Origin of the sequence: Aeromicrobium sp. REDSEA-S32_B7, assembly GCF_001626145.1 — a bacterium.
GTDB lineage: Bacteria > Actinomycetota > Actinomycetes > Propionibacteriales > Nocardioidaceae > Aeromicrobium > Aeromicrobium erythreum.
In genome coordinates, this window is record NZ_LUNF01000219.1 from 1 (window position 1) to 22,997 (window position 22,997).

Here is a 22,997-nt window from a genome sequence, read left to right on the forward strand (position 1 = left end):
GTGTCGACCGCGTCGAGCAGGGCGACGGCCTGGCCGGTCGCCTCCTCAGCGGTGCGCAGCCGCACGGCCGCGGTCGCGTGGTCGGACCCGCCGAGCGCCGCGCGGGCCTGGCCGAGCTGCTCGGTGGCGCTGCGCGTGAGCGACTCCGCGCGGATGACGTTGCCGGAGACGGCGGCGAGCGCACTGCCGGCGTGCTCGGACTGGAGCGCGCGGAGAGTCTCGGCGGTGGGCGCCAGCCGCGCGACGACGGCATCGAGGCGCTGCTGCAGCGTGTCGGCCACCTCGGGCGCGCGGGTCTGCAGGTCGCGCAGCGCGTCGAGGCGCTCGACCTGGGCATCGAGCGCGTCGTCGACCGTGTCGCAGAGGTGCAGCACCCGTGACAGCAGCACGCGACGTTCGGCGTCGGTCTCGGGCTCGGCGTCGTCGAGCCGTTGGCGCAGCGTGAACGCCTCGCGCAACGTGGCCCGCCCCTCCACGACCGTGCGCCGGAAGTCGGCTGCGGCGGCCTCGCCGAACTGGGCCTCGGCGAAGCCGACCTCCTGGTCGGCGGTCTGCAGCGCATCGTCGACCACCACGAGCGCCTCCGCGACGGCGGCCTCGAGCTCGTCGTCGTCGAGGATCGCCGCCGGGTCGACCGGCTGGCCGTGCTCGTCGACCACCGGGTGCGTGTGGTCGAAGCGTCGACGGGAGCGGTGGACCCCGTAAGCAGCACCGGCGGCCACGACAGCCGTGCCGCCGACGACCCAGCCCCACGGGATGCCGGTGTCGCGGTCCACGTCGGTGAGCCCCCGGGCGGCGCCGGTGGCTGCACCGGCCCAGTCGTCCTGCCGAAGGGCCGGGAGGATGTACTCGCGGTCGACCTTCTCCAGGTCGGCGTCGGAGAGCTCGTCGCTGTCGGCGTCGTAGCCGTAGGATCGCGACTCCAGCGCGACGGCCAGCAGCACGTCGGTGCGGCCCAGGCCCGACCGCTCGGCGGTGCGCGTCGCCCACTCGGCACCCGTCAGCCCGTCGAAGGTCCGGACGTACACGACGAACAGCTGACGGCCGGTGTCGCGGTAGTAGCGGTCGAGCGCGGCCTGGACCTGCGGACGGTCGGCGCCGAGAGCGTCGGCACGGTCGGTGATCTGGCCGCTGACGTCGACGGGCTCCTCCGCGGCGGCCGGCCCGACCCCGACGACGCCCGCGACCCCGAGAGCGAGCAGGGCCGAGGTCACGGCCAGGGCACGGCGGACGAAGCGCGGCATCACACGTCGATCCTTGCGGATCGCTGGTTGCGGGACAACCGCGCGCGCCGGGGCGTGTCGGCTCACCCGGTCCTGGCCGCGCCTCGCCGGAACATCCACCCGCGCATGAGCACGAACCGGCCCACGGTGACGATCAGGTTCGCCGCGGTGAGCACCACCACCTCGAGCCCACGGTGCTGCGTGCCGGCCAGCTGGTGCAGCAGCGCCAAGGCGCCGCTCGTGACGGCGATGCCGGTTCCGAGCACCACCAGGCCCTGCAGCTGGTGGACGGCGGCACCGCCCGGACCACGGACGCCGAACGTGAAGCGCCGGTTCGCGGCGGTGTTCGCGACCGTCGTGAGCAGCAGGGCCACCACGTTGGCGCCCTGTGCGCCGAGGGGTCCGCGCAGCCCGAGGTAGAGGACGGCGAAGGCGAGGGTCGAGAGGACGCCGACCACCGCGAACCCGGCCAGCTGGGCGGAGAGCCCGCCGGCCGCGCCCTGGCGCGAGACGCGGCCGAGCTCTGCGGCGCTCGGCGACCACGAGGAGCTCGGTGTCGAAGAACCAGGCGTCGTCGTGCACGAGGGGCAGGAGCCGGTCGGCGACGTCGCGACGGATCGCCTTGAAGCCGCACTGCGCGTCGCTGAACCGGGCCCGCATCGCACCGCGCAGCAGGTAGTTGTACCCGCGCGAGACGATCTCGCGCCGAGGTCCGCGCACCGTGCGCGACGTCCGGGCGAGCCGGCTGCCGATGGCCAGGTCGGAGTGGCCGGTGAGCAGCGGCGCCACGAGGGGCAGCAGCGCGTTCAGGTCGGTCGAGAGGTCGACGTCCATGTAGACGAGGACGTCGGCGTCCGAGCTCGACCACGCCGCCTTCAGCGCGCGACCCCGCCCCTTCTCCTCCAGGTGCACGACCCGCACGCCGGGGTGCCGGGCGGCCAGCTGGTCGGCGAGCGCGCCGGTGCGGTCGGTGCTGGCGTTGTCGGCCACCGTCACCGTCGAGACGAGGGGCAGGTCATCCAGGAGCGCGACGACCGCCTCGACCGACGCCACGAGGCTGCGCTCCTCGTTGAACACCGGGATGACGACGTCGAGCGTGCCGAGCCGACGCGCCGGCGACGTGGTCGGCTCCATCACGGCGCTCACTGCACGCCGCCCGACAGGTCGTACAGCGTGGTGTTGTCGACGGTCTGCGCGGTGAACGTCGCCTCGACCCACTCCTGGATCTCGGTGCTCGTGCTGCCGCTCGCACCCGGCCCGCCACGTCCGCCACCGCCGCCGGCGATGAACCAGTGGATCTCCCCGTCGGCCACGAGCTGCTTGAACTCGCTCAACGTGGGCGACGGGTCGGAGCCGTTGAAGCCGCCGATCGCCATCACCGGCTCCTCGGTGGACAGCTGGAAGCCGGCGGCGCTGTTGGAGCCCACGGCGGCGGCGACCCAGGTGTAGGAGTCGGCGTCCTGGGTGAGCAGCGCGTCGACCTCGGCCGACGAGGTCGAGCCCTCGAGCAGCCCACCGGCGCCTGCTCCGCCGGTCGGGCCGTTCTGTCCGGTGCCGTTCTGTCCGGTGCCGGTCTGGCCCTGCGCCGAGCCCTGTCCCTGACTGGTGCCCTGTCCCTGCGGGAAGCCCTGCCCCTGGGGGAAGCCCTGTCCTTGCGGTGCGCCCTGCGGCGCACCCTGCTGGCCGGTCGCGCCGGGGCGACCTCCGGGGAAGCCGCCCGGAGGACGTCCGCCGCCGAAGCCGCCAGGTCCACCGCGACCGGTGTCGGGGCCGGCGGTCGGGATCGAGCCGGTGTGCGGCGAGGCGGCGGTGTCGACCGCGTAGACGGCAGGTCCGGCGAGCATGGTCACAACGGCGGCGCCCGCCAGGCCGAGACCGAGGCGTCGTGCGGCGCGGTAGGGGAGCCGACGCCGGACGACCGGCAGCGCGAGGAGGGCGCCGGTGACGAGCACGCCGGCGACCGCGACGGTGGGCGCGAGCCATGGCAGGAACCCGTCGGCACGGCGCAGCAGGACGACCGCCATGGCCGTGGTCGCGAGGAGCACGACCGCGGCGCCGACGACCGCCACCAGCTCGGTGCGGTGACGCCAGAGCAGGTGGCCGCCGATGCCGATGACCGCGCCGATCGCGGGAGCCAGCGCCACCGTGTAGTAGGCGTGGAAGATGCCGGCCATGAGGCTGAACGTCAGGCCCGTGACCAGGAGCCACAGGCCCCAGACGACCAGCCCGGCGGTGTGCGGGGCGGAACGCCAGCCCCGGCCGGAGCGCACCGCGAACCACAGGCCGAGACCGAGCAGGAGCAGGGCCGCAGGGAGCAGCCAGGCGATCTGACCACCGATCTCGGCGTCGAACAGCCGCGTGAGGCCGGTCTGGCCCCACATGCCACCGCCGGCGCCGCCACCGCCACCGCCGACGGAGCCGACCTCGTTGCCGTTGAGCCGTCCGAGGCCGTTGTAGCCGAGCGTCAGCTCGAGGATCGAGTTGTTCTGCGAGCCGCCGATCCACGGTCGGCTCGACGCGGGCCACAGCTCGACGGCCAGCACCCACCAGCCGCCCGCGACGACCATCGACGCGAACGCGACGAGCAGGTGCCCGACGCGACGCCAGAACGGCACAGTGGCCGCGAGCAGGTAGACGCCGCCGAGCGCCGGCAGGACGAGGAAGGCCTGCAGCATCTTCGTCAGGAAGCCGAACCCGACGAGGGCGCCTGCGAGCACGAGCCAGCGCACCGCGCGGGCCGGGTCCTCCAAGGCGCGCAGCGTCGCGGCCGTCGCGCCCACGAGGAGAAGCAGCAGCAGGGCGTCGGGGTTGTTGAACCGGAACATCAGCGTCGCGACCGGGGTGAGGGCGAGGACGAGACCGGCGGCGAGACCGGCCCAGGCGTTGCCGGTGGTCCGGCGCACCGTCCCGTGCAGCAGCCACACCGTCGCGACGCCCATGAGCGCCTGGGGCACGAGGATGCTCCACGACGACAGGCCGAAGAGGCGCACCGACAGGGCCATCACCCACAGCGACATCGGTGTCTTGTCGACCGTGATCGAGCTGGCGGCGTCGGAGGAGGCGAAGAACATCGCCTTCCACGACGCGGAGCCGGCCTGCGCGGCGGCGGAGTAGAACGAGTTGGCCCACCCGGAGGCGCCGAGGCCCCACAGGTAGAGCGCTGCCGTCGCTGCGAGCAGGAGCAGCAGGGCGGGGCGGGCCGCGGGGTGGTCCTCCGGGCGTCCACGCCAGAGGCGGGCGAGGGGCCGGGGCGCGGTGTCGCGCTGAGTCGGGGCCTGGGGTGGCTCGGCGGGTCGTGATGCCGCGCGGAGCGTCGTCGTCGGGTGCATGACGTCGATGCTGGGCGGCCCCGCTGGGGTGCTCGTCTCGTCGCGCTGTGGGTCGTCTGTGAGTGGTGGCGCGGCTCAGGAGCGAGGCAGCGTGATGCGGAACGTCGTGCTGCCGGGGCGGCTCTCGACCTCGACCCGGCCGCCGTGGGCCTCGGCGATCGCCCGGACGAGCGACGTCCCGAGGCCGGCGCCGCCGGACGCGCGGGTCCGCGAGGAGTCGCCGCGCGTGAACCGCTCGAACACCACGGGCAGCAGGTCGGGGGAGAGGCCGGGACCGTCGTCGTGCACCTCGATCCGCACGGTGGCGTCGTCGACGTCGACCCGTGCCGTCACCTCGGTGCCGGGCGGGGTGTGCCGGGTGGCGTTGCGCAGCAGGTTCGTGACGGCCTGGTGCAGCCGCATCGCGTCGCCGGGCACCTCCACGGCGACGTCGGGCAGCGCGAGCCGCCAGCGCCGCTCGCGGTCGACGACCTGCGCGTCGGCGACGGCCTCGGCGACGAGCCGGCTCACGTCGACCGGCTCCCGCTCCAGCGGGCGTCCGGCGTCGAGGCGGGCGAGCAGCAGCATGTCGTCGACGAGGGTCGACATCCGCTGGGCCTCCTCCTCGACCTTGGCCAGCTGGTCGGTGCCGGTGCGTCGGCCGAGCTCGGCGTAGCCGCGGATGGTGGCGAGCGGGGTGCGCAGCTCGTGGGACGCGTCGGCGAGGAACTGGCGCACCTGCTGCTCGCTCTCGTGACGTGCGTCGAGCGCCCCCTCGACGTGCCCGAGCAGCCGGTTGAGCGCCTCGCCGACCTGGCCGACCTCCGTGCCGGGGTCGGTGAGCGCGTCGGGCACCCGGGCCGTGCGGCCGACCTCGCCGGAGTCGAGGGGGAGGGCCGAGACCTCGTGCGCCGTGGCGGCGACGTCGCGCAGCGGACGCAGCTGGCGGCGCACGAGGGCAGCCCCGACGGCTGCGGCGACGGCGGCGCCGACGACGGTGAGCAGCACCTCCCACCACAGCAGCTGGGTGAGGGTCTGGTCGACGTCGTCGGTGGGCAGGCCCTGCACGACGACGGTGCCGTCGGGCGTGGTGGTGGCGGCGACGCGCACCGACCCGAGGCCGGGGAGGTCGATGGTGCGGGGCGTCTCGTCGGCGTCGACGCCGCCGAGGCGCTGCAGCGCGGTGGTGGAGAGGCCGCGCAGGCTCCCGCTCGACGTGATCTGCACGCCGTTGGCGCAGTCGGAGGTGTAGACGGCGGTGAGGCTGCCGGCGGCCTGCCCGAGGGGTGGTCGGGGACGTTCGCCGCACACGACGTCGACGCGGCTGCTGGGCCCACCCGGCCCGCCGCCGGGTCCGAGCGGGTTGCCGCGCGCCTCGGTGCTGGCGCGGTCCATGGCCTGCGCGAGCTGGGCGTCGAGGCGGTCGGTGAGCGAGCTGCGCATGAGCAGCGTCGCGGCCGCGGCGACCAGCAGGCTCGCGGTGGCCACCAGCACGACGACGGTGAGGACGAGCCGGCGGGTGAGGCTCATGCGCTCTCGGCGGGCTTGAGCACGTAGCCGGCGCCGCGCTTGGTGTGGATCATCGGCTCGCGGCCGGCGTCGATCTTCTTGCGCAGGTAGGAGATGTAGAGCTCGACGACGTTGGCCTGGCCGCCGAAGTCGTAGTTCCACACGCGGTCGAGGATCTGCGCCTTGCTGAGCACGCGACGCTGGTTGCGCATGAGGTAGCGCAGCAGCTCGAACTCGGTCGCGGTGAGCTCGATGGGGGTGCCGGCGCGGGTGACGTCGCGACTGTCCTCGTCGAGGGTGAGGTCGCCGACGGTGACGACGTGGTCGGAGCGCTGCTCGAGCACGCCGGTGCGTCGCACGAGGGCGCGGACGCGGGCGACGACCTCCTCGAGGCTGAACGGCTTGGTCACGTAGTCGTCGCCGCCGGCGGTGAGCCCGGCGACGCGGTCTTCGACGGCGTCGCGCGCGGTGAGGAAGAGGACGGGGACGCGGTCGTCGTGCTGGCGGACGCGTCGCAGGACCTCGAGGCCGTCGACGTCGGGCAGCATCCAGTCGAGGACGATCACGTCGGGGGCGTGCTCGCGGGCGGTGGACACGGCGTCGCGTCCGGTGGCGGCGGTGCGCACGTCCCAGCCCTCGTAGCGCAGGGCCATCATGAGCAGCTCGGCGATGTTGGGCTCGTCGTCGACGACGAGGACGCGCAGGGGCGTGCCGTCGGCGCGGGTGAGGGGCGCGGTCATGGGTCCAGTGTGGACGGCCTGTCCGTCGCCTGTCCGTGCGGAACCTGTGTGGTTCCTGTGAGCGGGCTGCGTGCGGGTCAGGCGGCGCCGAGGTCGGCGGCGATGCTGCTCTCGAGCGCGCGGACGCGGGCGCGCGTGGCGTCGGCGAGGCGGGTGGTGCGCTGCGCCTCGGCGAGGTCGCCGATGGAGACGAGGTGCTGCACGAGCGGCTCGAGGTCGTCGAGGTGGACGCCGTCGACGAGGCTGGTGACCTCGATCAGCTCCGAGAGCAGGGCGTGGAGCAGCAGGTGGGCGTCGAGGTCGCCGTCGGCGGGGTGGGCGCCGATGACGAGACGAAGCTGCTGGCCGAGCGAGAACGCGACGTCGGGCGTGAGCGCGCACTCCTCGACGGCTGCGGTGACGAGCGTGAGCACGTCGGCCAGGCCTTCGCGCGGGGCGAGGGTGGCGGCCTCCTCGAGGAGGCTGCGCAGGTAGGCGTGCGGAACGAGGGCGTCGTCGTCGAACGACGGCTGCACCACGCGGGTGGTCGTCACCATGTCTTCCACTTCTCCCCACTCCCAGAGGACATGCTCCCGGACCGCGATCACCTGCGCTCTAGCCCGAACGGGTCATTTTCGCAGTCCGGCTTCCACTGTACGTGACCGATCACACGCTTGACCAGCCGTGATTGCACGACGTGACGACCGGGGCGGCGCCGGCGTCAGCGTCCGAAGCACGATCCGCTCCTGGGGCGGACACACCACCTCGCGAGCGGTGTGTGTTGCCGTGCAGTCTTCGCTGGCAGAGTCCCTGTGACGGTGAGCGAACGTCCGGAGCAGGGTCGATGTCCTTCTGGAGGTTGTAGGTGAAGGCGAGTGTCGTGGCGGTGATGGCGTGCGCGCTGCTCCTGTCGGGCTGTGCGGGCGCTGAGAGCGGGGATGCGAGCGCGGGGGTGACCATCCTCCGCCCGAGCGAGCGCGAGGTGCTCCACGGCGCCGAGGGGGAGTCGCTCGACGGTGCACCGGTCGACCTGGATAGCTACCGCGGCAAGGTCGTCGTCGTGAACTGGTGGGGCTCGTGGTGCGCTCCTTGTCGCAAGGAGGCCCCGGTCTTCGCAAGAGTGTCCGATGAGGCGCCGTCGGACGTGGCCTTCATCGGTCTTCTCGCGCGGGACTCGCCTGCCGCTGCGCGAGCCTTCAACGAGCGTTTCGGGGTCCGGTACCCGACCTTGGTCGACCGCGACAGTCGTCTTGCCCTGCGGTTCAGCCAGGTGCTCCCTGTCCAGGCCGTCCCTGGTACGTGGGTGCTCGACACCCGCGGACGGGTGGCCGCGCGGATCGCCTCGGCCGAGGTCACCCCGACGCTGCTCCGCGACGTCGTCGCCGAGGTGCGGGGCTCCTGACGCGGGTCGCGATCGTCCGTCCGTCCCACTTGTCCACAGTTTAGGCGGGCGTCCCCTTCACAGATCGCGCCGTTCTTGTCATGGTCCTGGTCATCGACACGACTTCTCGGGGGACAGGTCAGTGGTGGATCCGGTGCAGGCGACGCTCGCGGAGCGGGTGCGCGAGCAGGTGCGACGTCGGCGGCTCGACCCGCAGACGGACGCGGATGCGGTACGCGAGGTCGCGCACGAGGTGGTGGCCGAGCACGAGCGACGGTCGCTGACGGGTGCGGTGCGGTCGCTGGAAGAGCCCGACCGGGTGGTCGGCGGGATCGTGGCCGACGTGGCCGGGCTCGGACCGTTGCAGCCGTTCCTGGACGACCCGACGGTCGAGGAGGTTAGTACGAAACCACGAGCGTCTCGTGTGATGGGACGTGGACGACGACACGTGGCGCGGCCTGGCGTGTCGCGCCACCTGACATGCATCGACCCCGGCTAGGTCGACGAGCCTCTTTGCTTCTGAGCCTCCAGGCTCGAAATCTCGCTCCGACACTCCGAGCACCGTCGGTCACCCGGTCCCGCCGGTGTAGGCCTGTTCACGCCGGCTCGGCACGCCAGGCCCCCGTGCGTCTTGTCTTTGGATAGCCACGTCAGCGCGTGCGCCTTGCCGTCGTTGGCGAGCACCCAGCGGACGCCGTCATCATCGCTCATGACTTCATTGTGTCGAAGTCTCGGCGCTCATGCCGCCGTCAGCGGGGATCGCCGCACCCATATCTACGCGGGCGGCCCCGGCGAAGGCCTCTAGCAACGCGCTCACGCGGCCGTAGTGCTGGGCGACCTCTTCAAGGTTCTTTGGCCCTCGTCGGCAGAGATTGGCAAACTCGAAAAGTGCCGCATACACCTCCTCGGCGGCCCTCCCGGTCGCGGGTGATCCGTAGAGGCCCACCGTTCCCCACTGATCCAGCAACTCATCGCCGACGGGCCGATGCAAGTCGGTCGAGCGTTCGCCGATGAGAAACCTTGAGCCCGCGGTCCACAGCCTCGAACTCTCGCTCCTCGCGGTGCTGATGAACGCTTCGTAGGCCGTCCGACGAGAGTCGAACAACCGGGCCGCGCGTTCCTCTTGTCTGGCTTCCAGGCGCGCGCGACGGCTTTCCGCGCGGTCGGCGTCGGCTCTCCGATCGGCTCGTCGGTCGCTAAGGGTGTTGGCGAGGAACTGCAACGCGGCTCCGACGAAGACGCCAATGACTGCCCACGCTGCGGTACTCATGCGAGACACGCTAGCGAAGGGCGGCGACAGGTCACGCAAGTCGCCTTTCGCGACTGGAATCGCAGTGCAAAATGACTCTCGTCGAACAGGCGACATCGCCGCCCTTGGCGTGTACGGTCGTCGTAACAGAACGGTCCCGCAGGGCGCGGCAACGCCCGACGGGACCTAGACCGGAAGCCCTTACAAGGAAGGCTGCCAGCCATGACCGTGATCCTCCCACAGGAGCGCGACGCCGCTCCCTCGAATGGCCCCGTCGCTCACGACGCGTACCTCGACCTCGCTCACGAGGCGGCGACACTGCTGCATGACACGCCGCTCGGGCGCCTCCTGGACGACTGCGCGTTTGCCGATCTCGTCGACGAAGCGGTCGACGGCCTCCTCGCGCGTTTCTCTGCGCTCGCCTGAGCGGCGGCTAGTCGCCGCGCGCGCACCTAAACGACGAAAAGCCCCGCCCCCGGCGCATAGCGCTAGGGACGGGGCTTTCGGTTTAGGCAGCGCGGGCTACCTGGCCCTGGTGGGCGTCGTAGTTGTCGATCGCGTCCTCGACGAGAAGCGAGATGCGAGCCATGCCGGCCTCCCAATCGGTGATCTCGAAGTCGGCGACCGTGACGGACACGCCGCCCGATCCGCCCTCGCCGGGCTGGAAGTCGCGGGCGAGCGCTGCCTCGAAGGCGCGTGTCTGGCGCGGTGACAGCACGCGCTCAGGCTGGACGGTGCCCTTCGCCATGAAGCCGAGCCCGGAGGCGACGCCGCCGGAGTCGAACAGGCCGCCGAGGACCTTCTTCTTCACGCCGTTGCCGATCTCGCCGAACAGGCCCGAGACGTTGCCGAGGAGGCCGCCGATGTTGGCCTTGTCGAGCAACTTCGACTTGATCCAGCCGGTGATCTTTCCGCTAGCGCCCTTCAGCGTGTCCCACACCGAGCCGCCCGAACCGCCCTTGTAGTGGCCGCCCATGAACTCCGCGTGGAGGTGAGGGCCGGTGCTGTTGCCGGTCGACCCGACGCGGCCGATGATTTGGCCCTGGCGCACGGCCTCGCCCACCTTCACGGCGAAGGAGGAGAGGTGAGCGTAGAGGCTGCTCGTGCCGTCGGTGTGGTTGAGGCGAATGTGCTTGCCGTAGGACGTCGTCAGGCTCTTGACGAGAGCCACGGTGCCGGCCTTCCACGCCTTGACCGGCGTGCCGATCGGGTTCGGGAAGTCGCCAGCCCACGTCGCCCACGGATACTGCATCTTGGAGTGCTGCCGTCCAGTTCCCGGTGCCACTGCGCCACCTCGCGCGAACGCCGGCAGCACACCGCGGGCTGCTGCCTCGCGCATGGCGTAGATCGCCCCGTGTCCGCCCATGTTGCGCACGTCGGCGGCGTCGAGGACGTGCTCTCCAGCGGAGAGCCACGCGGGGATGGAGTCACTGATCGATGTCCCCGGCCCGAAGACGGCGCCGCCGCGGGCACGGTGGATTGCACCGCGCGCCGCACGCGCCTTGTCAGAGCCCGTCTCGGTCGCCACCTTGGCAGCGCCGAGAAGCGGGACGTTGACTCCCGGAATCTTGTTGATCAGGTCCAGAAACCCGTTGATGATTCCCTTCGCCTTGTCGAGTGGCTTCCGGACGGCGTCGACGATCTTCGACCAGGAAGACGCAACGCGCTGACGCACGGAGGTGAAGGCGTCGGCGAGGTTGCTGGCACCACGGCCGATCGCGGAGAAGGCAGGTCGGATCGACGTCCACGCGCTCTTGATCCGCGCGACGATCCACCCGAACACGGGCTTGACGACGTTCGTCCAGAGGAAGCGGATCGCGGGGGCGACGAGGTTGCGGATCGTCCACGCCAGGAGGCGGAGGATCGGCTTTACGAGCGCCCACACCGTGCGGAAGTACGTCCCGATGATCTTCAGGTGCACGGCCGCCACACGGCGCAGGACGCCGAACGCGACAGGCAGCGCGCGGGCGAGCCACTGGCCGATCTCGGTCACGACGGGCCGGATCGCCTGCCACGCGGAGGCGAACGCGCTCTTGACCGACGACCACACGCGGTCGACGACCGAGCGGAAGGTCTCACTGTGCTTGTACGCGTAGACGAAGCCGGCGACGAGGAGGGTCAGAGCCGTCACGACGATGCCGATGACGTTCGCCTTCATGGCCGTGTTCATCCGGCGCTGTGCGGCCGTCACGGCGTACATGAGGACGAGTTGCCGTCCGCGCCAGAGGGCGAGCGCGCCCTCGACGATGACGGCAGCCTTCACGGCAGCGCGATAGGCGACGTAGCCGCCCACGAGGACCGCGAGGACTTCCTTGTTCTCCTTCGCGATGCTCAGGACCTTGCCTGCGACCTTCAGGGCGTCGCCGAGGACCGAGACGGTCGTCGCGAGCGCCTTCCCGAGGGCCTCGCCGATGCGGGTAGCGACGCCACCCTCGGCGGCGAGTTCCTTCACGGCGACGGTGATGACCTGGAACAGGGCCGGTGCCTGCTTGAAGGCGGGCTCCAGGATCGTCGCGCCGAGCCGCGACATGCTCGTGCGCATGTTCGCGAAGGAGCCGCGGACGGTGTCGCCGGCCTTCTTCGCGGAGCCCGCGAAGTTCTGCTCTAGCGCCTTCTGGAAGTCCTTCGCGGAGACGTAGCCCTTGCGCAACTTCTCGGACAGTTGGTCACCGGAGACCCCGAGCGAGTCGGCGAGCATCGTCTGAATGCCGATGCCGCGCTCGGTAAGGCGGTTGAGGTTCTCCTGCCCGACCTTGCCGCGGGCGGTGACCTGATTGATGATCGAGCCCATTTCCTGAAAGGTCGCGCCGCCCTGCGTGGCAACGTCTCCGATCAGGCGGAGGTACTTCTCGAGTTCGGCGCCGGGCTTCACGCCGGACGCGAGGGCCGTGGTCGCGGCGTTCATGCCGTCGGCCAGGCTGAAAGCGGTCCCGTCGACGGCCGCGGAGACGGAGTCCTGGACCTTGCCGATCTCCTCGGCGTCCATCTTCATTCCGCGCAACTTCGCGCGGGCGTCGTCGATCTGAAGGAGGCGGTTCAGACCGCCCTTGACGACGAGGCCGGCGGCGAGGACAGGCGCGGCTCGCTTGACCGCCGCCGCGGCGGCACCGGAGAAGTCGCGGCCGACCCGACGGCCCGAGTCCGCGGCGCCCTTCTCCGCCACGCCGAGAGCCGCCTTAATCCCAGGCGCGATCTTGCTCGTGTCGGGGAGGATCGCGAGGTACGCGGCACCGAGGTCGATCCCGGTCGCGTTCACGGGCACGGCTCCGTCGAGGCGCGGATGGACCGACGCGCCCGCTCGGCGGCGACGTCAAGGAGAGTCGGGACCTCGACACCCTCACGGGCGCACCATGCGCGAACGCGGCGGGCGGTGTGCGGCCCGGCCGTCAGGTTGGAGTCGGGAAGCGCCCGCAGATAGACAGGTGGTGAGGGGAGCGCGCGACGGATGCGGGCGGCGTACCTCTGCTCTGCGCGGGTTGGGGTCATGAGCGGTGCTCCTAGGGCATGAAAAAACCCCGGAATCCCAGGGGATTCGCGGGGTTTCGCTGGAAATGATGTGGAACGGGAGACCCGTGTGTGAAATGACGCAATGCCGAGAGTGAGGCAGCAGGGGCGGGGGAGGGGGAGGGCCCCCTAGGTCACCCCTCGGCGCTCTCCCCGCCCCATAGGCGGGGCTCGATAGACGGGTGAAGCGCGCGCGTCGAGTGGGCAGGCATCGTGTCGATCGTGAACGCACCGCCTGCGGCAGGGTGACCGCCGAGTTCGGCGATGTCGACGTCGGTCAGGTACATCTCGCCCGGCTCGTCGCCGGAGTAGGTCGTCGAGCGCTGGAATGGGCCCGCGCTCTCCTGCGTCTGGCGGCGGCCCTCCGGGTTGCGGAGGTGGCGGATCACCATGCGGGAGAGCACCTTCACGACGCGCCGCTTCGGCGTCGCGAGGCCCTCGCTCGTGTCGGTCCCGTCGGCACGCGCGACGCGCTTCGCCATGTCGGGGAACTCGCGAAGGACGGTGTCCTCCGCGTCGCCGAGAAGCGTCGCGATCTGCGCGTCGTCGGCGGTCAGTGGGGCGGGGCCCACCCACCGGGCGCGGACGTCGGCGGGGTGGGACCACAGGGGAGCGGCGTCAGGCACGAGGACCTCCCGAAACAGAGAGAGCGGGGAGCCTGGCGGCCTGCCAGGCTCCCCGCTCGGGGTCAGCTGAGGGCGATGACGGCGTGCCGCTCAGGGCGCGAAGGCGCGATCCCGAAGCGCAGGGTTGAGCGCATGGACACGGCGTCGCGGTTGAACGCAGCATGCTCGGAGATCGACACGGCGATCTGCCCGGTCGCCGCGAGGAGGTCGCCCTTGCTCAGTACGTACACGGCCGGGGCGGTCGCCGACAGGATGACCGGGAGGTCGAAGATCGAGCGGCGAGACCCTTCGGTGCTGTTCGTGCCGACTCCGAGAAGAGGCATGTTGGAGCCGGTGGCCTGCTTGACCTTCGCGAGGGTCTGCCAGGCGCTCGCGGGCATGACGATGTGCGAGGCGCGGCCGTCGTTGGCCTCGATCTCGGCGACGGCGTCGGAGATGCTGTCCAAGTTCTCGCCGAGTGTCCCGCCCGAAATGAAGTCGGCGGAGAGGGCGCCGACAGCGGAGATGAACTCCTTGTTCGCCTCGCGGGTCACGGAGCGCTGAAGGGACTCCAGGATGAGGTGTCGCGCCTCGGGCTGTCGGTACTGCTCCAGCGAGACGACACTCAGCGTCGCAATCTTGCGAGTCATCACTACGACCTCGGCGAACTCAGGGTCGGATTCAGTGATGGGCGCGCCCTCAGCAACGACGCTGGAGATTCCGTCCGTCTCAACATACGGGACGCGGACGGCGACGGCGTCGCCCTCGACGCTCCCAGCGACCGTGGCGACCTGCGGGAGGAGCAGGTCGGGCATCCTGTCCAGGTCAAAGTACGCGGTCTGATCCGGGCGCCACGCCGCGGCAGACGTAGAGGTGGTGTTGGTCATGCGGTGCTCCTTCGAGCAAGAAGAGGGGAGGGGGCAGTGCCCGCGGTTGCCGTGCGGCGGCGAGCGGAGGGGGAGCCGTGCGGCTCGGAGGAGGCGCCCGACTGGGGGCGCAAACCGGGCGCTAGGGGCGCGCTCGGATTCCCGCCCGTGGCGTAGCCCGTGCGGGCGCCGGAAGCAGGCGGTGGCGGCTCGCTGGCGCGGCGTGTACGGGGCCGCGGGAGCACGCAAGAAAGCCCCAGACGCAGGGCGCACGAGGGCGAGAACGAGGTCCACAGCGCCGCCCGCTCACCATGAGCGAGTAAGCGGGCGACGCTGATCGGAAAGGAGCCCGCCGCAGAGCGGCGGTACCCGTCGACGGGTAACCAACCCGAGGACAAATGGGGGGCGCGTTAGGCGCCAGTCAGGAGAACGCCAAGGGCGTTAGAGACGGCAGTCGCCGCGCTCGGGGCGCGCAGACCGCGGCGGGCCGCTATCGGCGATGACGGCGACGAGGAACAGGGTCGCGGCGGTAGCGAGCCACTTCCAGGGGCTCCCGCCAAGCCAGAGGCCCGCGGGCAGCGTGAGCAGGCTCAGCGAGACGGCGACGCGGGCGGCGACGTTCACTCCGCGGGCCAGCCGACGACGCCGGTCGTCGTCAGAGCGGCGTCGAGGAGTCGGACCGGGGCACCGTCGATGACGGCAGTCAGAGTTCCGCTGTTGGAAGCGATCGCGGCTTCAGCGGCGACGCGGACGGCGCGGAGACGGTCGATCGCGTCGCCCATCGTGGGGGAGTTGTTCACGGAGAGTGCCTTCGGTTCGATGGTGTAGACGCGGCCGGCGTTCGACCGTGTGCTCGCGCCGAGTAGGTCGTCGGCGACGGAGTAGAAGATGCGAGGCCCCGGCACGAGGTAGGGGCGGCCGTCCGGGAGATTCTTCTCGGCAGCCTGCGCCGCCTGGATCGAGCGGCGGGCGGCGCCGTAGAGATGCGCGGCGAGGTGGCGCCCTGAAGTCAGGAGCCCCCGACGAAGCCACGCCGAGACGACGGCCTCGGCGGACGCCTCCTCCTGCGCGCGGCGGGCTGCGCGGGCTGCGCGCTCGGCGGCGGCGCGGGCGCTCATGCGGCGGCCTGTCGCGCAGCCAGCGCGGCGACCAGCGCTTGGAAGTAGCCCGTGACGCGTGTCATCTCCTCGACGGCGGCGGCGCGCTCGGCGGCGCGCTCGGCTTCGAGCGCTCGCAACCGGGAGGTGAGCGCCTCTACGGTCTGCGCGGCGGCGAGGACTTCGGCGCGGTACGCGCCTCGGCGTGCCTCCCCGCGGCACTTCTCAGAGCAGAACCGCCGAGCGGGTCCGCGGCGCGGGGTCGGGACAGGTGAGGAGCACACAGGGCAGGGCACGGCAGTTCTCCTTCGCAGGGGGTACGGACTCGCTTCGATCCGTAGTTGTAATGGGCCCGCCCGTGACCACAGGTTTCGCCCGTCGGAGCAGGGTGCACGCACCTTCCGGCACGGCCGGTGACGAAAGTGACGATCAGCCGTCACTTCTCTTATCTGCCTTCAAGAATCGAAATCTTGAGTAGGAATAGAGAAGTGACGGAGTTCTGTCACTTTCGTCACCGGGACCCGCCCCGGCGCTCGGCCGCCGGGCGTTTACACGCGGCGGCGCTAGTCCTCGTCGGCGGAAAGTGACGGGCGCGTGTACCTGATCGTTTGACCGGCACGTGGGCCGTTGGCAGCGACGTACGACGCCGGTTCCAGGCTGAGGCGCGCCGGCCGGCCCCTGCGCATACGGGCGAGCCGCGCGGCCTCGTCGGCGAGCCCCGAGGGTGGGCGCCAGGCAAACACGCCGAGTGCGGGCTCTTCGGCAAGCCGAAGGGTGATCTCGTTGGCCTCTGACACGCCTTCGATGAGAACCTCGACGGCGGCGAGACTGGGCGCGCCGAACTGGTCAGCGACCTTGTCGGCGACCTCGGGGTCACCCGAGGTGATGCGCCAGTTCTGGAGGGCGACCGGGCGGTCGTTGGCCTGGTAGCCAGAGCGGAAGCGGCCGACGATGTCGGGGGAGTGAGTCATGCGATCCATTCGAACTCCAGCCGTTCCATAGCGACAAATCGAGCACCCGCCCGTGGCGCCTTCGACACTCGTACGGCTGCCAGCACAAGGCCGAGGAGATCACGGGCCTCCTGTACTGGAGCCGTCTCGATCGCGGGGAGGGACAACTCGGGGTCCAGCAGCGCCCCGAGATTCGCCTCAGGTCGAGGCAGTGCGGCAAGTTGTGTGCGTAGCGCTGCCAGCGTCCGCGTGAGGGTGCCCGCGATCCGGCCGTGCCGCGTCGCGTCCAGAGTGCCGTGCAGGTAGTGGTCGTCGTCGGCCGTCGAGAGTCGAGCGGCTGAGTCAGCGATGCGCTGTTCGATCTCCGCACGCTCGGCGATGGGCGCGGGGTCGAACTTCTGGAGCCAACGGTCGCCGACGCGGTCGAGAAGTGGGGATTCCGGGTCCAGGGCGGCGAGGCGCCGAGCCCAAGCGCGACGCACGGCGTCGTCGAGCACAGAGACTTGAACGCTCACGGGTGCCGGGCAGGTGAGGCCGTCCGCGAACGAGCGTTTGCAGCGATACGACTCTCCGAACGTCGTTAGGGTGCGACCGCACGACGCGCACAGGGCGAGCGTCCCGAGGAGGCTCCGCGACGACCGCGCGGGGAAGCGACCGCGGCCGTAGGCCCGCAGTCGTCCGTCCAGGACTTCGAGGAGTCGTGCGTGCTGCGCTGGGCTGGCTACGGGATCGAATCCGTCTGCCATGATCGGGACGTGCTCGCCTGAGACGGGATCGCGGTAGGCGCGGACTTGTTTCACGGCGCGCGGGCCCTTGTCGGGATCGGCGACCGTGACGGTCACCATTTCTGTCATGAGCCCGGAGAGCGTCGGGGAGCGGAGGGCGCTGGACAGGGTGCTCGGCCGCCAGCACGGGGGACCTGCCGCCCTCTGGCGGGCGCTCAGCCGGCCCTCGTCGCGGCGCTTCTGCCAGGTCGCGAGGCGACGCGTTGGCACACCGCGAGCGTTCCAGTCGCGGGCGACGTCGAGGAGCGACGCGCCGCCCAGAACACGGTCGACCAACTCTCGCATGAGGGCGAACTCAGTCTCGTGCGGACGGAGGCGCCTGTCTGCGTCCACCACGTACCCGAACGGGGCCGCCCCGCCCAGGTAGCGCCCGGCCTTTCGATCACTCGCCTTCCGGGACCTGACCCGGACCGACGTGTTCGCCGACTCCGCGCGCGCAATCTCTGAGAGGACTGCGATAGGAATTCGGGAGGCGCCCGTCGAGGTGTCCAGGCCGTCGCGGAGAAAGACGATGCGGCCTTTAGCGCGCTCGACATCGTCGAGAACGAGACCGATCTCCCCGGCGCCGCGGCGCGAAAGGCGATCGAGTTTCCAGACCGCGAGCGTGCCCACTTCGCCAGCGATGACGGCAGCGGTCGCCCTCTTGAAGGCTTCGCGCTCGACGTTTTCGCGGTAGCCGGAACGGCCGTAGTCGCTCCAGACGGTGCGCACGGACAGGCCCTCGCGGTCTGCCCACTGGCGGAGGTCTGCTTCTTGGCGTTCGAGGGAGTCGGCGCCCTCGTCGGCGTTGGACAGTCGTACGTAGAAGTCGACGAGACGGGACGCCTCGGGAAGTTCGATGCTCACGGTTGCTCCTCGGTGTGGCTGTTCCGAGGAATGGGCCGGAGTGGTTCGTGCTGCTCTCGTGGATTGAACGTTCATTGGAGGAGCTGTGGATCAACGAGCCCGACCGGGTGTTCGTCGCGCGGGAGGGGCGGCACGAGCTGACGTCGGTGATCCTGACGGCCACGCAGGTGCGGGAGCTGGTGGAGCGGATGTTGTCGACGTCGGGGCGCCGGCTCGACGTGTCGCAGCCGTTCGTCGACGCGATGCTGCCGGGCGGGCACCGGTTGCACGTGGTGCTCGACGGGATCGCGCGCGGGTTCAGCGCGGTCAACGTGCGCAAGTTCGTGGCGCGGGCGCACTCGTTGGAGGATCTCGTCGAGCTCGGCACGATCGACGCCGCCGTCGCGCGGTTCCTGAGGGCGAGCGTCGTGGCGGGGCTGAACGTGGTGGTCTCCGGCGGCACGCAGGCGGGGAAGACGACCCTGCTGAACTGCCTGGCCGCGGCGATCCCCGGGTCGCAGAGGCTGATCACCGTGGAGGAGGTGTTCGAGCTGCAGTGCGGCCGCCACCCCGACTGGGTGGCCCTGCAGTGCCGCCAGGCCGGACTGGAGGGCACCGGCGAGGTGACGCTGCGGATGCTGGTGAAGGAGGCGCTGCGCATGCGGCCGAGCCGCGTGGTCGTGGGCGAGGTGCGCTCGGCCGAGGCGCTCGACATGCTGCTCGCCCTGAACGCGGGCCTGCCGGGCATGGCCAGCGTCCACGCCAGCTCCGCGCGGCAGGCGCTCACGAAGCTGTGCACGCTGCCGCTGCTCGCCGGCGCGAACATCACCAGCGACTTCGTCGTGCCGACGGTCGCGACGTCGATCGACCTCGTCGTCCACACCGCGCTCGGCGCCGACGGCCGCCGCGCCGTCCAGGAGGTCACAGCGGTCAGCGGACGGGTCGAGAACGGCCACATCGAGTCCGAGACGGTGTTCGTGCGCGACGGGGGCGTGCTGCGTCGTGGTCACGGGCGACCCTCGCGGACCGAGGCCTTCGCACGCGTCGGCATCGACCTCGACGCCGTGCTCGCCGCCGACGGAGACGCGCCATGGCCACGCTGACTGGGTTGTGCGCCGGGGTCGGCGTCGCACTGCTGGTGTGGTGGGCGCTCGCTCCGCTGCCGCAACGTAGGACGTCGGGCCGCCGTCGGGTGCGCGAGCTGCTCGACCGCGCCGGGCTGTCCGACGTGGAGCCCGGCGCGCTGCTCGCCTTGTGCGTCGGGTCGTTCGTCGTCGCCGGTCTGGTGATGACTGCGGTGTCGGGTGTGTTGGTGATCGGTCTCGTCCTCGGGACGCTCGCGGCGCTGCTGCCCGTGGCGACGTTGCGGGGACGCGCCCGACGTCGGGCACGCGAGCACGCCGACCTGTGGCCCGACGCCGTCGACAACCTCGCGTCGGCCGTGCGGGCGGGGCTCTCGCTGCCCGAGGCGGTCGTGCAGCTGGGGGAGCGGGGGCCGGAGGGTCTGCGCGAGCCGTTCGCGCGGTTCGGCCGCGACTACCAGTCGACGGGGCGCTTCGACATCGCGCTCGACCGGTTGAAGCAGCGTCTGGCCGATCCCACCGGCGACCGCGTCGTGGAGGCGTTGCGGATCGCTCGCGACGTCGGCGGCGGCGACCTCGGCCGCATGCTGCGCGCGTTGTCAGGCTTCCTGCGCGAGGAGGGCCGGACGCGGGGCGAGCTGGAGGCGCGCCAGTCGTGGACGGTCAACGCAGCCCGCCTGGCCGTCGCCGCCCCGTGGGTGGTGCTGGCCGCGATGAGCCTGCAGCCGAAGGTGGTCGCGCGGTACGCGACGGGCACGGGCGCGGTCGTCCTGGTGGGCGGCGCGGTGGTGTGCGTCGTGGCCTACCGGCTCATGCTGTGGCTCGGTCGGCTGCCGGAGGAACGGCGGGTGCTGGCATGACGGCCACTCTCCTCGGAGCGGCAGCGGGAGCCGCGGCGGCGGTCGGGCTGCTGCTGGTCGTCGTCGCCTGGTGGCAGGTCCGGCGTCCGACGCCGGCGATGCGCGTCGACCCGTACCTCAGCGACCTCCTGCCCGCCCGGACGCGGGCGTCGAGCACGGTCGGCGCGGTCTACGGCCCGTGGCTGCGTGGCGCGGCGGAGCTCGTCGGGCGCCTGACGGGCGGGACGTCGAGCGTCGAGCGGCGGCTGGTGCGGCTCGGCTCGCCGTACGGCGTCGACGCCTTTCGCGTCCAGCAGCTGGCGTGGGGCGCGGCGGGCTTCGCGGTGGCCGCGGCCCTGGCGGTGCTGGTGTGGAGCACGTCGGGTGGTTCGCCGACGGTGCTGCTGGTGCTGTGTGGAGTCGGCCTCGTGGGTGGGGTGCTGGGCCGTGACTCGTTCCTGACCTCGCAGGTGGCCCGACGTGAGGAGCGGCTCGCGGAGGAGTTCCCCGCCGTCGCCGACCTGCTCGCGCTGGCGGTCGCCGCGGGGGAGAGCCCCGTCGCCGGGCTCGACCGCGTTCTGCGCGTGCTGCGGGGATCGCTCGCCGACGAGCTCGGCCGGGTGCTCGCCGACGTACGCACCGGCCACACCGTGCCGGCCGCGTTCGACGCGTTGGCGGCGCGCACCGGGGTCCCGAGCATCGCGCGCTTCGCCGAGGGTCTCGCGGTGGCCGTCGACCGTGGCACCCCGCTTGTCGACGTGCTGCACGCGCAGGCCGCCGACGTGCGGGAGTCCGCCCGCCGCGAGCTGATGGAGTCCGGTGGCCGCAAGGAGATCCTCATGATGATCCCCGTCGTCTTCCTCGTCCTGCCCGTCACGGTCGTCTTCGCGTTCTACCCGGGCCTCGTCGGTCTGCGTCTGTCGAGCTGAAGGAGTGGTGTCATGTCGTCCTTGACCCTGCGGCTGAGGTCGCGTCTGCTGGAGCCTCCGCACGACGAACGGGGTGACGTGCCGGGCTGGGTGATGATCACGGTCATGTCCGCCGGGCTCGTCGCGGTGCTGACGGCGGTCGCCGGCCCGGAGCTGACGGCCATGCTGCGCGACGCGTTGAGCTCGGTGCGCTGATGCGCCGGGAGCGCGGCTCGGCGGTGGTCGACTTCGTGCTCGTCATGGTTCTGCTGGTGCCGCTGGTGCTGGGGATCGTGCAGCTGGGGCTGGTGCTGCACGTGCGCAACACGCTGACCGCGGCGGCGTCGGACGGGGCTCGGGCGGGTGCGCCGCTGGGGGCGACGCCCGAGGACGCGGAGGTGCGGGCGCGGCGGATGATCACCGACTCGCTGTCGGACCGGTTCGCTCGGTCGGTGAGCGCGACGCGGACGTCGGTCGACGGTGCGCCTGCGGTCGTCGTGCGGGTGCGCGCGAGGGTGCCGGCGTTGGGTGTCCTGGGTCCGGGGGTGCCGCTCGACGTGCGCGGGCGGGCGTTGGTGCAGGTGGAGCCGTGAGGGACGAGCGGGGGTCGGCGCCGGTGGAGCTGGTGTGGCTGACGATCCTGCTGCTGGTGCCGTTCGTGTACGTGATGATTGCGGTGTTCGACGCGCAGCGGGCCGCGTACGCGGTGTCGTCGGCGAGCAAGGCGGCGGCGCGGGCGTACGTGCAGGCGCCGGACACGGTGACGGCCACCCTGCGGGCGCAGCGCGCGGCCGCTGTGGCGTTGGGTGACCAGAGGGTCCGTGCCGACGTGGAGGTGGTGTGCCTGCCGGCGCCGTCGTCGTGCCTGCAGCCGGGTTCGTCGGTCCGGGTGTCGGTGAGCACGGTGCAGCCGTTGCCGCTGACGCCGTCGGTGCTGGGGGACGAGGTGGGTGGGGTCGCGGTCGACTCCTCCCATGTCGAGCCGTACGGGTCGTTCCGGGAGGGGCGATGACGCGCGCGGACGAGCGGGGGAGCGTGACGGTGATGACGATCGGGTTCCTGGTGCTGGTCGCGCTGCTGCTGGCGGTGGTGGTGAACGCGACGGCCGCCTACCTGCAGCGTCAGGAGGTCGCGAACCTGGCCGACGGTGCGGCGCTGGCCGCGGCCGACGGTCTCGACGAGGCCGCCTTCTACGCCGACCAGCGCGTCGAGCTCGACGCGGCGTCGGCGCGGGCGCTGGTCGGTGACTATCTGGCCGGGGAGGAGGTGTCCTCCGTGCGGGTGGGCGTCGTGGACGGGACGGTCACGGTGCGTCTGGAGCGCGTCGTCGCCCTTCCCCTCACCCCGCCCGGCTGGCCCGCCCGCACGCGGGTGACGGCGGAGGCGTCGTCGCAGCTGCGGTCGGCGGTGGACGGACGGGTTTCGTCGAGCATCGGTTTCACCGTCTCGCCACTCATGACCTTCGCGGCGGTTCGCAGGTCGGTGAGATAGTGGCGGCCGTCGCCGATCTTGTTCCGTTGCAGTCGTTCTTGGCTACCTGACGGTCGAGGAGATCAGTACGAAACCGCGAGGCTTGAAAGCGCGCCGAACGTGCTAGCGGACCTGCCCGACATCGGGCAGTTCGGTCGGTTGCTCATGGGTCACCCACCAATACTCCAAGACGTCGATAAATTCGCGAGCGTCAAGCCACAGGAGCACGCCGCCGGCGACACTTCCATCGATGTCGTCCCCGTGACGGCCGCCCGGAACGAGACTGCGCACTCCTTGCAGAGCAGCGTCGCTTTCGACGCGCAAGCGCATCATCGTCACGAAATCGTCCAAGTATGTCACTTTGCCCGCTTGTGTCAGGAGCGGCTCCGTCGCACTGGATCGAGCGTGCTCGACGACGGGATGAACGAGCGAACGCACGGCCGCAGTCGAGGGACATGCAGTAGTCACTATTCGACGGTAGCCGTAAAGCGGCTGGACACAGCGCGATCAGGGCGCTGTCACTCGCCGCAGCCGAGAAGGTTCGTGAATTGTTACGACCATGACGAAGGAGCGGAAGCCACCGAGCCGTTTCGTCACTCTCATGGGTGGCGAGTACGTCATCGTTAGCTCGTGCGCTACGTCGGATCTCCGATGGTCGCGCTACGCAGAGCAGCGGC

At 71.3% G+C, this 22,997-nt stretch carries 25 protein-coding genes and 1 pseudogene; 9 read left to right on the forward strand and 17 right to left on the reverse strand.

Features of this window, described 5'->3' with window-relative positions; translation table 11 throughout:
• The 7 genes and pseudogenes from A6Q79_RS14300 to A6Q79_RS14330 all read right to left on the reverse strand — a co-directional run.
• A partial coding sequence (locus A6Q79_RS14300; RefSeq protein ID WP_317698661.1) for a TPM domain-containing protein occupies nt 1-1,244 on the reverse strand: 1,244 nt, incomplete at its 3' end.
• A 62-nt stretch (nt 1,245-1,306) separates the two neighbouring features.
• Nucleotides 1,307-1,681: a GtrA family protein gene (locus tag A6Q79_RS14305; protein WP_317698662.1), complete on the reverse strand. Its 375-nt coding sequence runs from the start codon at nt 1,679-1,681 to the stop codon at nt 1,307-1,309.
• A gap of 193 nt (nt 1,682-1,874) precedes the next feature.
• Nucleotides 1,875-2,357, reverse strand: a pseudogene (locus tag A6Q79_RS14310) (glycosyltransferase); the annotation flags it as partial.
• 8 nt (nt 2,358-2,365) lie between these two features.
• The gene (locus tag A6Q79_RS14315) at nt 2,366-4,552 is read right to left on the reverse strand and encodes a glycosyltransferase family 39 protein (protein WP_289017736.1); all 2,187 of its coding nucleotides are present in this window, start codon (nt 4,550-4,552) and stop codon (nt 2,366-2,368) included.
• A gap of 75 nt (nt 4,553-4,627) precedes the next feature.
• Nucleotides 4,628-6,061 carry a cell wall metabolism sensor histidine kinase WalK gene (locus tag A6Q79_RS14320; protein WP_286689686.1) on the reverse strand — a complete coding sequence of 478 codons (1,434 nt, stop codon included), beginning with the start codon at nt 6,059-6,061 and terminating at the stop codon, nt 4,628-4,630.
• A complete protein-coding gene (locus tag A6Q79_RS14325; RefSeq protein ID WP_286689685.1) occupies nt 6,058-6,780 on the reverse strand; it encodes a response regulator transcription factor in 723 nt (240 codons plus the stop codon). The genes A6Q79_RS14320 and A6Q79_RS14325 overlap by 4 nt, the downstream gene beginning before the upstream one ends.
• A gap of 77 nt (nt 6,781-6,857) precedes the next feature.
• Nucleotides 6,858-7,316 carry a hypothetical protein gene (locus A6Q79_RS14330; protein ID WP_286689684.1) on the reverse strand — a complete coding sequence of 153 codons (459 nt, stop codon included), beginning with the start codon at nt 7,314-7,316 and terminating at the stop codon, nt 6,858-6,860.
• A gap of 395 nt (nt 7,317-7,711) precedes the next feature.
• Here A6Q79_RS14330 and A6Q79_RS14335 point away from each other — a divergent pair, with 395 nt between their 5' ends.
• On the forward strand, nt 7,712-8,161 hold the full coding sequence (locus A6Q79_RS14335; protein WP_286689683.1) for a TlpA disulfide reductase family protein: 450 nt from the start codon (nt 7,712-7,714) through the stop codon (nt 8,159-8,161).
• A gap of 118 nt (nt 8,162-8,279) precedes the next feature.
• On the opposite strand, the gene A6Q79_RS14340 is transcribed toward A6Q79_RS14335, so the two are convergent.
• Nucleotides 8,280-8,588 carry a hypothetical protein gene (locus tag A6Q79_RS14340; protein WP_286689682.1) on the reverse strand — a complete coding sequence of 103 codons (309 nt, stop codon included), beginning with the start codon at nt 8,586-8,588 and terminating at the stop codon, nt 8,280-8,282.
• A 267-nt stretch (nt 8,589-8,855) separates the two neighbouring features.
• Nucleotides 8,856-9,410 (reverse strand): hypothetical protein, encoded by a 555-nt coding sequence (locus tag A6Q79_RS14345; RefSeq protein ID WP_286689681.1) that lies wholly within the window; start codon nt 9,408-9,410, stop codon nt 8,856-8,858.
• A 201-nt stretch (nt 9,411-9,611) separates the two neighbouring features.
• Here A6Q79_RS14345 and A6Q79_RS14350 point away from each other — a divergent pair, with 201 nt between their 5' ends.
• On the forward strand, nt 9,612-9,815 hold the full coding sequence (locus A6Q79_RS14350) for a hypothetical protein (protein WP_286689680.1): 204 nt from the start codon (nt 9,612-9,614) through the stop codon (nt 9,813-9,815).
• Nucleotides 9,816-9,897: 82 nt separating this feature from the next.
• Here A6Q79_RS14350 and A6Q79_RS14355 read toward each other — a convergent pair whose 3' ends face one another.
• From A6Q79_RS14355 to A6Q79_RS14385, 7 genes are all read right to left on the reverse strand, one after another.
• Nucleotides 9,898-12,645 (reverse strand): peptidoglycan DD-metalloendopeptidase family protein, encoded by a 2,748-nt coding sequence (locus A6Q79_RS14355; protein WP_317698659.1) that lies wholly within the window; start codon nt 12,643-12,645, stop codon nt 9,898-9,900.
• A 382-nt stretch (nt 12,646-13,027) separates the two neighbouring features.
• Nucleotides 13,028-13,519 (reverse strand): Gp19/Gp15/Gp42 family protein, encoded by a 492-nt coding sequence (locus A6Q79_RS14360; RefSeq protein ID WP_286689678.1) that lies wholly within the window; start codon nt 13,517-13,519, stop codon nt 13,028-13,030.
• 62 nt (nt 13,520-13,581) lie between these two features.
• Nucleotides 13,582-14,385, reverse strand: coding sequence for a phage major capsid protein (locus A6Q79_RS14365; RefSeq protein WP_286689677.1), 804 nt, complete (start codon nt 14,383-14,385; stop codon nt 13,582-13,584).
• A gap of 599 nt (nt 14,386-14,984) precedes the next feature.
• Nucleotides 14,985-15,482 carry a hypothetical protein gene (locus A6Q79_RS14370; protein ID WP_286689676.1) on the reverse strand — a complete coding sequence of 166 codons (498 nt, stop codon included), beginning with the start codon at nt 15,480-15,482 and terminating at the stop codon, nt 14,985-14,987.
• Nucleotides 15,479-15,601: a hypothetical protein gene (locus A6Q79_RS14375; protein ID WP_286689675.1), complete on the reverse strand. Its 123-nt coding sequence runs from the start codon at nt 15,599-15,601 to the stop codon at nt 15,479-15,481. The genes A6Q79_RS14370 and A6Q79_RS14375 overlap by 4 nt, the downstream gene beginning before the upstream one ends.
• 423 nt (nt 15,602-16,024) lie before the next feature.
• Nucleotides 16,025-16,432 carry a hypothetical protein gene (locus tag A6Q79_RS14380; protein WP_286689674.1) on the reverse strand — a complete coding sequence of 136 codons (408 nt, stop codon included), beginning with the start codon at nt 16,430-16,432 and terminating at the stop codon, nt 16,025-16,027.
• A complete protein-coding gene (locus tag A6Q79_RS14385) occupies nt 16,429-18,042 on the reverse strand; it encodes a recombinase family protein (RefSeq protein WP_286689673.1) in 1,614 nt (537 codons plus the stop codon). The genes A6Q79_RS14380 and A6Q79_RS14385 overlap by 4 nt, the downstream gene beginning before the upstream one ends.
• A gap of 47 nt (nt 18,043-18,089) precedes the next feature.
• Here A6Q79_RS14385 and A6Q79_RS14390 point away from each other — a divergent pair, with 47 nt between their 5' ends.
• Genes A6Q79_RS14390 through A6Q79_RS14420 form a run of 7 tightly spaced genes read left to right on the forward strand, consistent with a single transcriptional unit; the run spans nt 18,090 to nt 22,341 of the window.
• Nucleotides 18,090-19,124 (forward strand): CpaF family protein, encoded by a 1,035-nt coding sequence (locus A6Q79_RS14390; RefSeq protein WP_286689672.1) that lies wholly within the window; start codon nt 18,090-18,092, stop codon nt 19,122-19,124.
• Nucleotides 19,112-19,963 (forward strand): type II secretion system F family protein, encoded by an 852-nt coding sequence (locus A6Q79_RS14395; protein WP_286689671.1) that lies wholly within the window; start codon nt 19,112-19,114, stop codon nt 19,961-19,963. Before A6Q79_RS14390 ends, A6Q79_RS14395 begins: the two co-directional genes overlap by 13 nt.
• Nucleotides 19,960-20,871 (forward strand): type II secretion system F family protein, encoded by a 912-nt coding sequence (locus tag A6Q79_RS14400; RefSeq protein ID WP_286689670.1) that lies wholly within the window; start codon nt 19,960-19,962, stop codon nt 20,869-20,871. The genes A6Q79_RS14395 and A6Q79_RS14400 overlap by 4 nt, the downstream gene beginning before the upstream one ends.
• A 12-nt stretch (nt 20,872-20,883) precedes the next feature.
• Nucleotides 20,884-21,066 carry a hypothetical protein gene (locus A6Q79_RS14405; RefSeq protein ID WP_286689669.1) on the forward strand — a complete coding sequence of 61 codons (183 nt, stop codon included), beginning with the start codon at nt 20,884-20,886 and terminating at the stop codon, nt 21,064-21,066.
• The gene (locus tag A6Q79_RS14410; RefSeq protein ID WP_286689668.1) at nt 21,066-21,443 is read left to right on the forward strand and encodes a TadE/TadG family type IV pilus assembly protein; all 378 of its coding nucleotides are present in this window, start codon (nt 21,066-21,068) and stop codon (nt 21,441-21,443) included. Before A6Q79_RS14405 ends, A6Q79_RS14410 begins: the two co-directional genes overlap by 1 nt.
• A complete protein-coding gene (locus tag A6Q79_RS14415) occupies nt 21,440-21,862 on the forward strand; it encodes a hypothetical protein (RefSeq protein WP_286689667.1) in 423 nt (140 codons plus the stop codon). The genes A6Q79_RS14410 and A6Q79_RS14415 overlap by 4 nt, the downstream gene beginning before the upstream one ends.
• Nucleotides 21,859-22,341 carry a pilus assembly protein TadG-related protein gene (locus A6Q79_RS14420; RefSeq protein ID WP_286689666.1) on the forward strand — a complete coding sequence of 161 codons (483 nt, stop codon included), beginning with the start codon at nt 21,859-21,861 and terminating at the stop codon, nt 22,339-22,341. The genes A6Q79_RS14415 and A6Q79_RS14420 overlap by 4 nt, the downstream gene beginning before the upstream one ends.
• Nucleotides 22,342-22,443: 102 nt before the next feature.
• Here A6Q79_RS14420 and A6Q79_RS14425 read toward each other — a convergent pair whose 3' ends face one another.
• Nucleotides 22,444-22,758, reverse strand: coding sequence for a hypothetical protein (locus A6Q79_RS14425; protein ID WP_317698660.1), 315 nt, complete (start codon nt 22,756-22,758; stop codon nt 22,444-22,446).
• Nucleotides 22,759-22,997 lie beyond the last annotated feature (239 nt).

What these genes read in the sequence shown, in the direction of transcription:
- A6Q79_RS14350 (WP_286689680.1), top strand. Translation starts at nt 9,612, where the DNA reads ATGACCGTGATCCTCCCACAGGAGCGCGACGCCGCTCCCTCGAATGGC.
- A6Q79_RS14345 (WP_286689681.1), bottom strand. Translation starts at nt 9,410, where the DNA reads ATGAGTACCGCAGCGTGGGCAGTCATTGGCGTCTTCGTCGGAGCCGCG.
- A6Q79_RS14325 (WP_286689685.1), bottom strand. Translation starts at nt 6,780, where the DNA reads ATGACCGCGCCCCTCACCCGCGCCGACGGCACGCCCCTGCGCGTCCTC.
- A6Q79_RS14330 (WP_286689684.1), bottom strand. Translation starts at nt 7,316, where the DNA reads ATGGTGACGACCACCCGCGTGGTGCAGCCGTCGTTCGACGACGACGCC.
- A6Q79_RS14420 (WP_286689666.1), top strand. Translation starts at nt 21,859, where the DNA reads ATGACGCGCGCGGACGAGCGGGGGAGCGTGACGGTGATGACGATCGGG.
- A6Q79_RS14405 (WP_286689669.1), top strand. Translation starts at nt 20,884, where the DNA reads ATGTCGTCCTTGACCCTGCGGCTGAGGTCGCGTCTGCTGGAGCCTCCG.
- A6Q79_RS14410 (WP_286689668.1), top strand. Translation starts at nt 21,066, where the DNA reads ATGCGCCGGGAGCGCGGCTCGGCGGTGGTCGACTTCGTGCTCGTCATG.
- A6Q79_RS14320 (WP_286689686.1), bottom strand. Translation starts at nt 6,061, where the DNA reads ATGAGCCTCACCCGCCGGCTCGTCCTCACCGTCGTCGTGCTGGTGGCC.
- A6Q79_RS14395 (WP_286689671.1), top strand. Translation starts at nt 19,112, where the DNA reads ATGGCCACGCTGACTGGGTTGTGCGCCGGGGTCGGCGTCGCACTGCTG.
- A6Q79_RS14400 (WP_286689670.1), top strand. Translation starts at nt 19,960, where the DNA reads ATGACGGCCACTCTCCTCGGAGCGGCAGCGGGAGCCGCGGCGGCGGTC.
- A6Q79_RS14365 (WP_286689677.1), bottom strand. Translation starts at nt 14,385, where the DNA reads ATGACCAACACCACCTCTACGTCTGCCGCGGCGTGGCGCCCGGATCAG.
- A6Q79_RS14315 (WP_289017736.1), bottom strand. Translation starts at nt 4,552, where the DNA reads ATGCACCCGACGACGACGCTCCGCGCGGCATCACGACCCGCCGAGCCA.
- A6Q79_RS14370 (WP_286689676.1), bottom strand. Translation starts at nt 15,482, where the DNA reads ATGAGCGCCCGCGCCGCCGCCGAGCGCGCAGCCCGCGCAGCCCGCCGC.
- A6Q79_RS14380 (WP_286689674.1), bottom strand. Translation starts at nt 16,432, where the DNA reads ATGACTCACTCCCCCGACATCGTCGGCCGCTTCCGCTCTGGCTACCAG.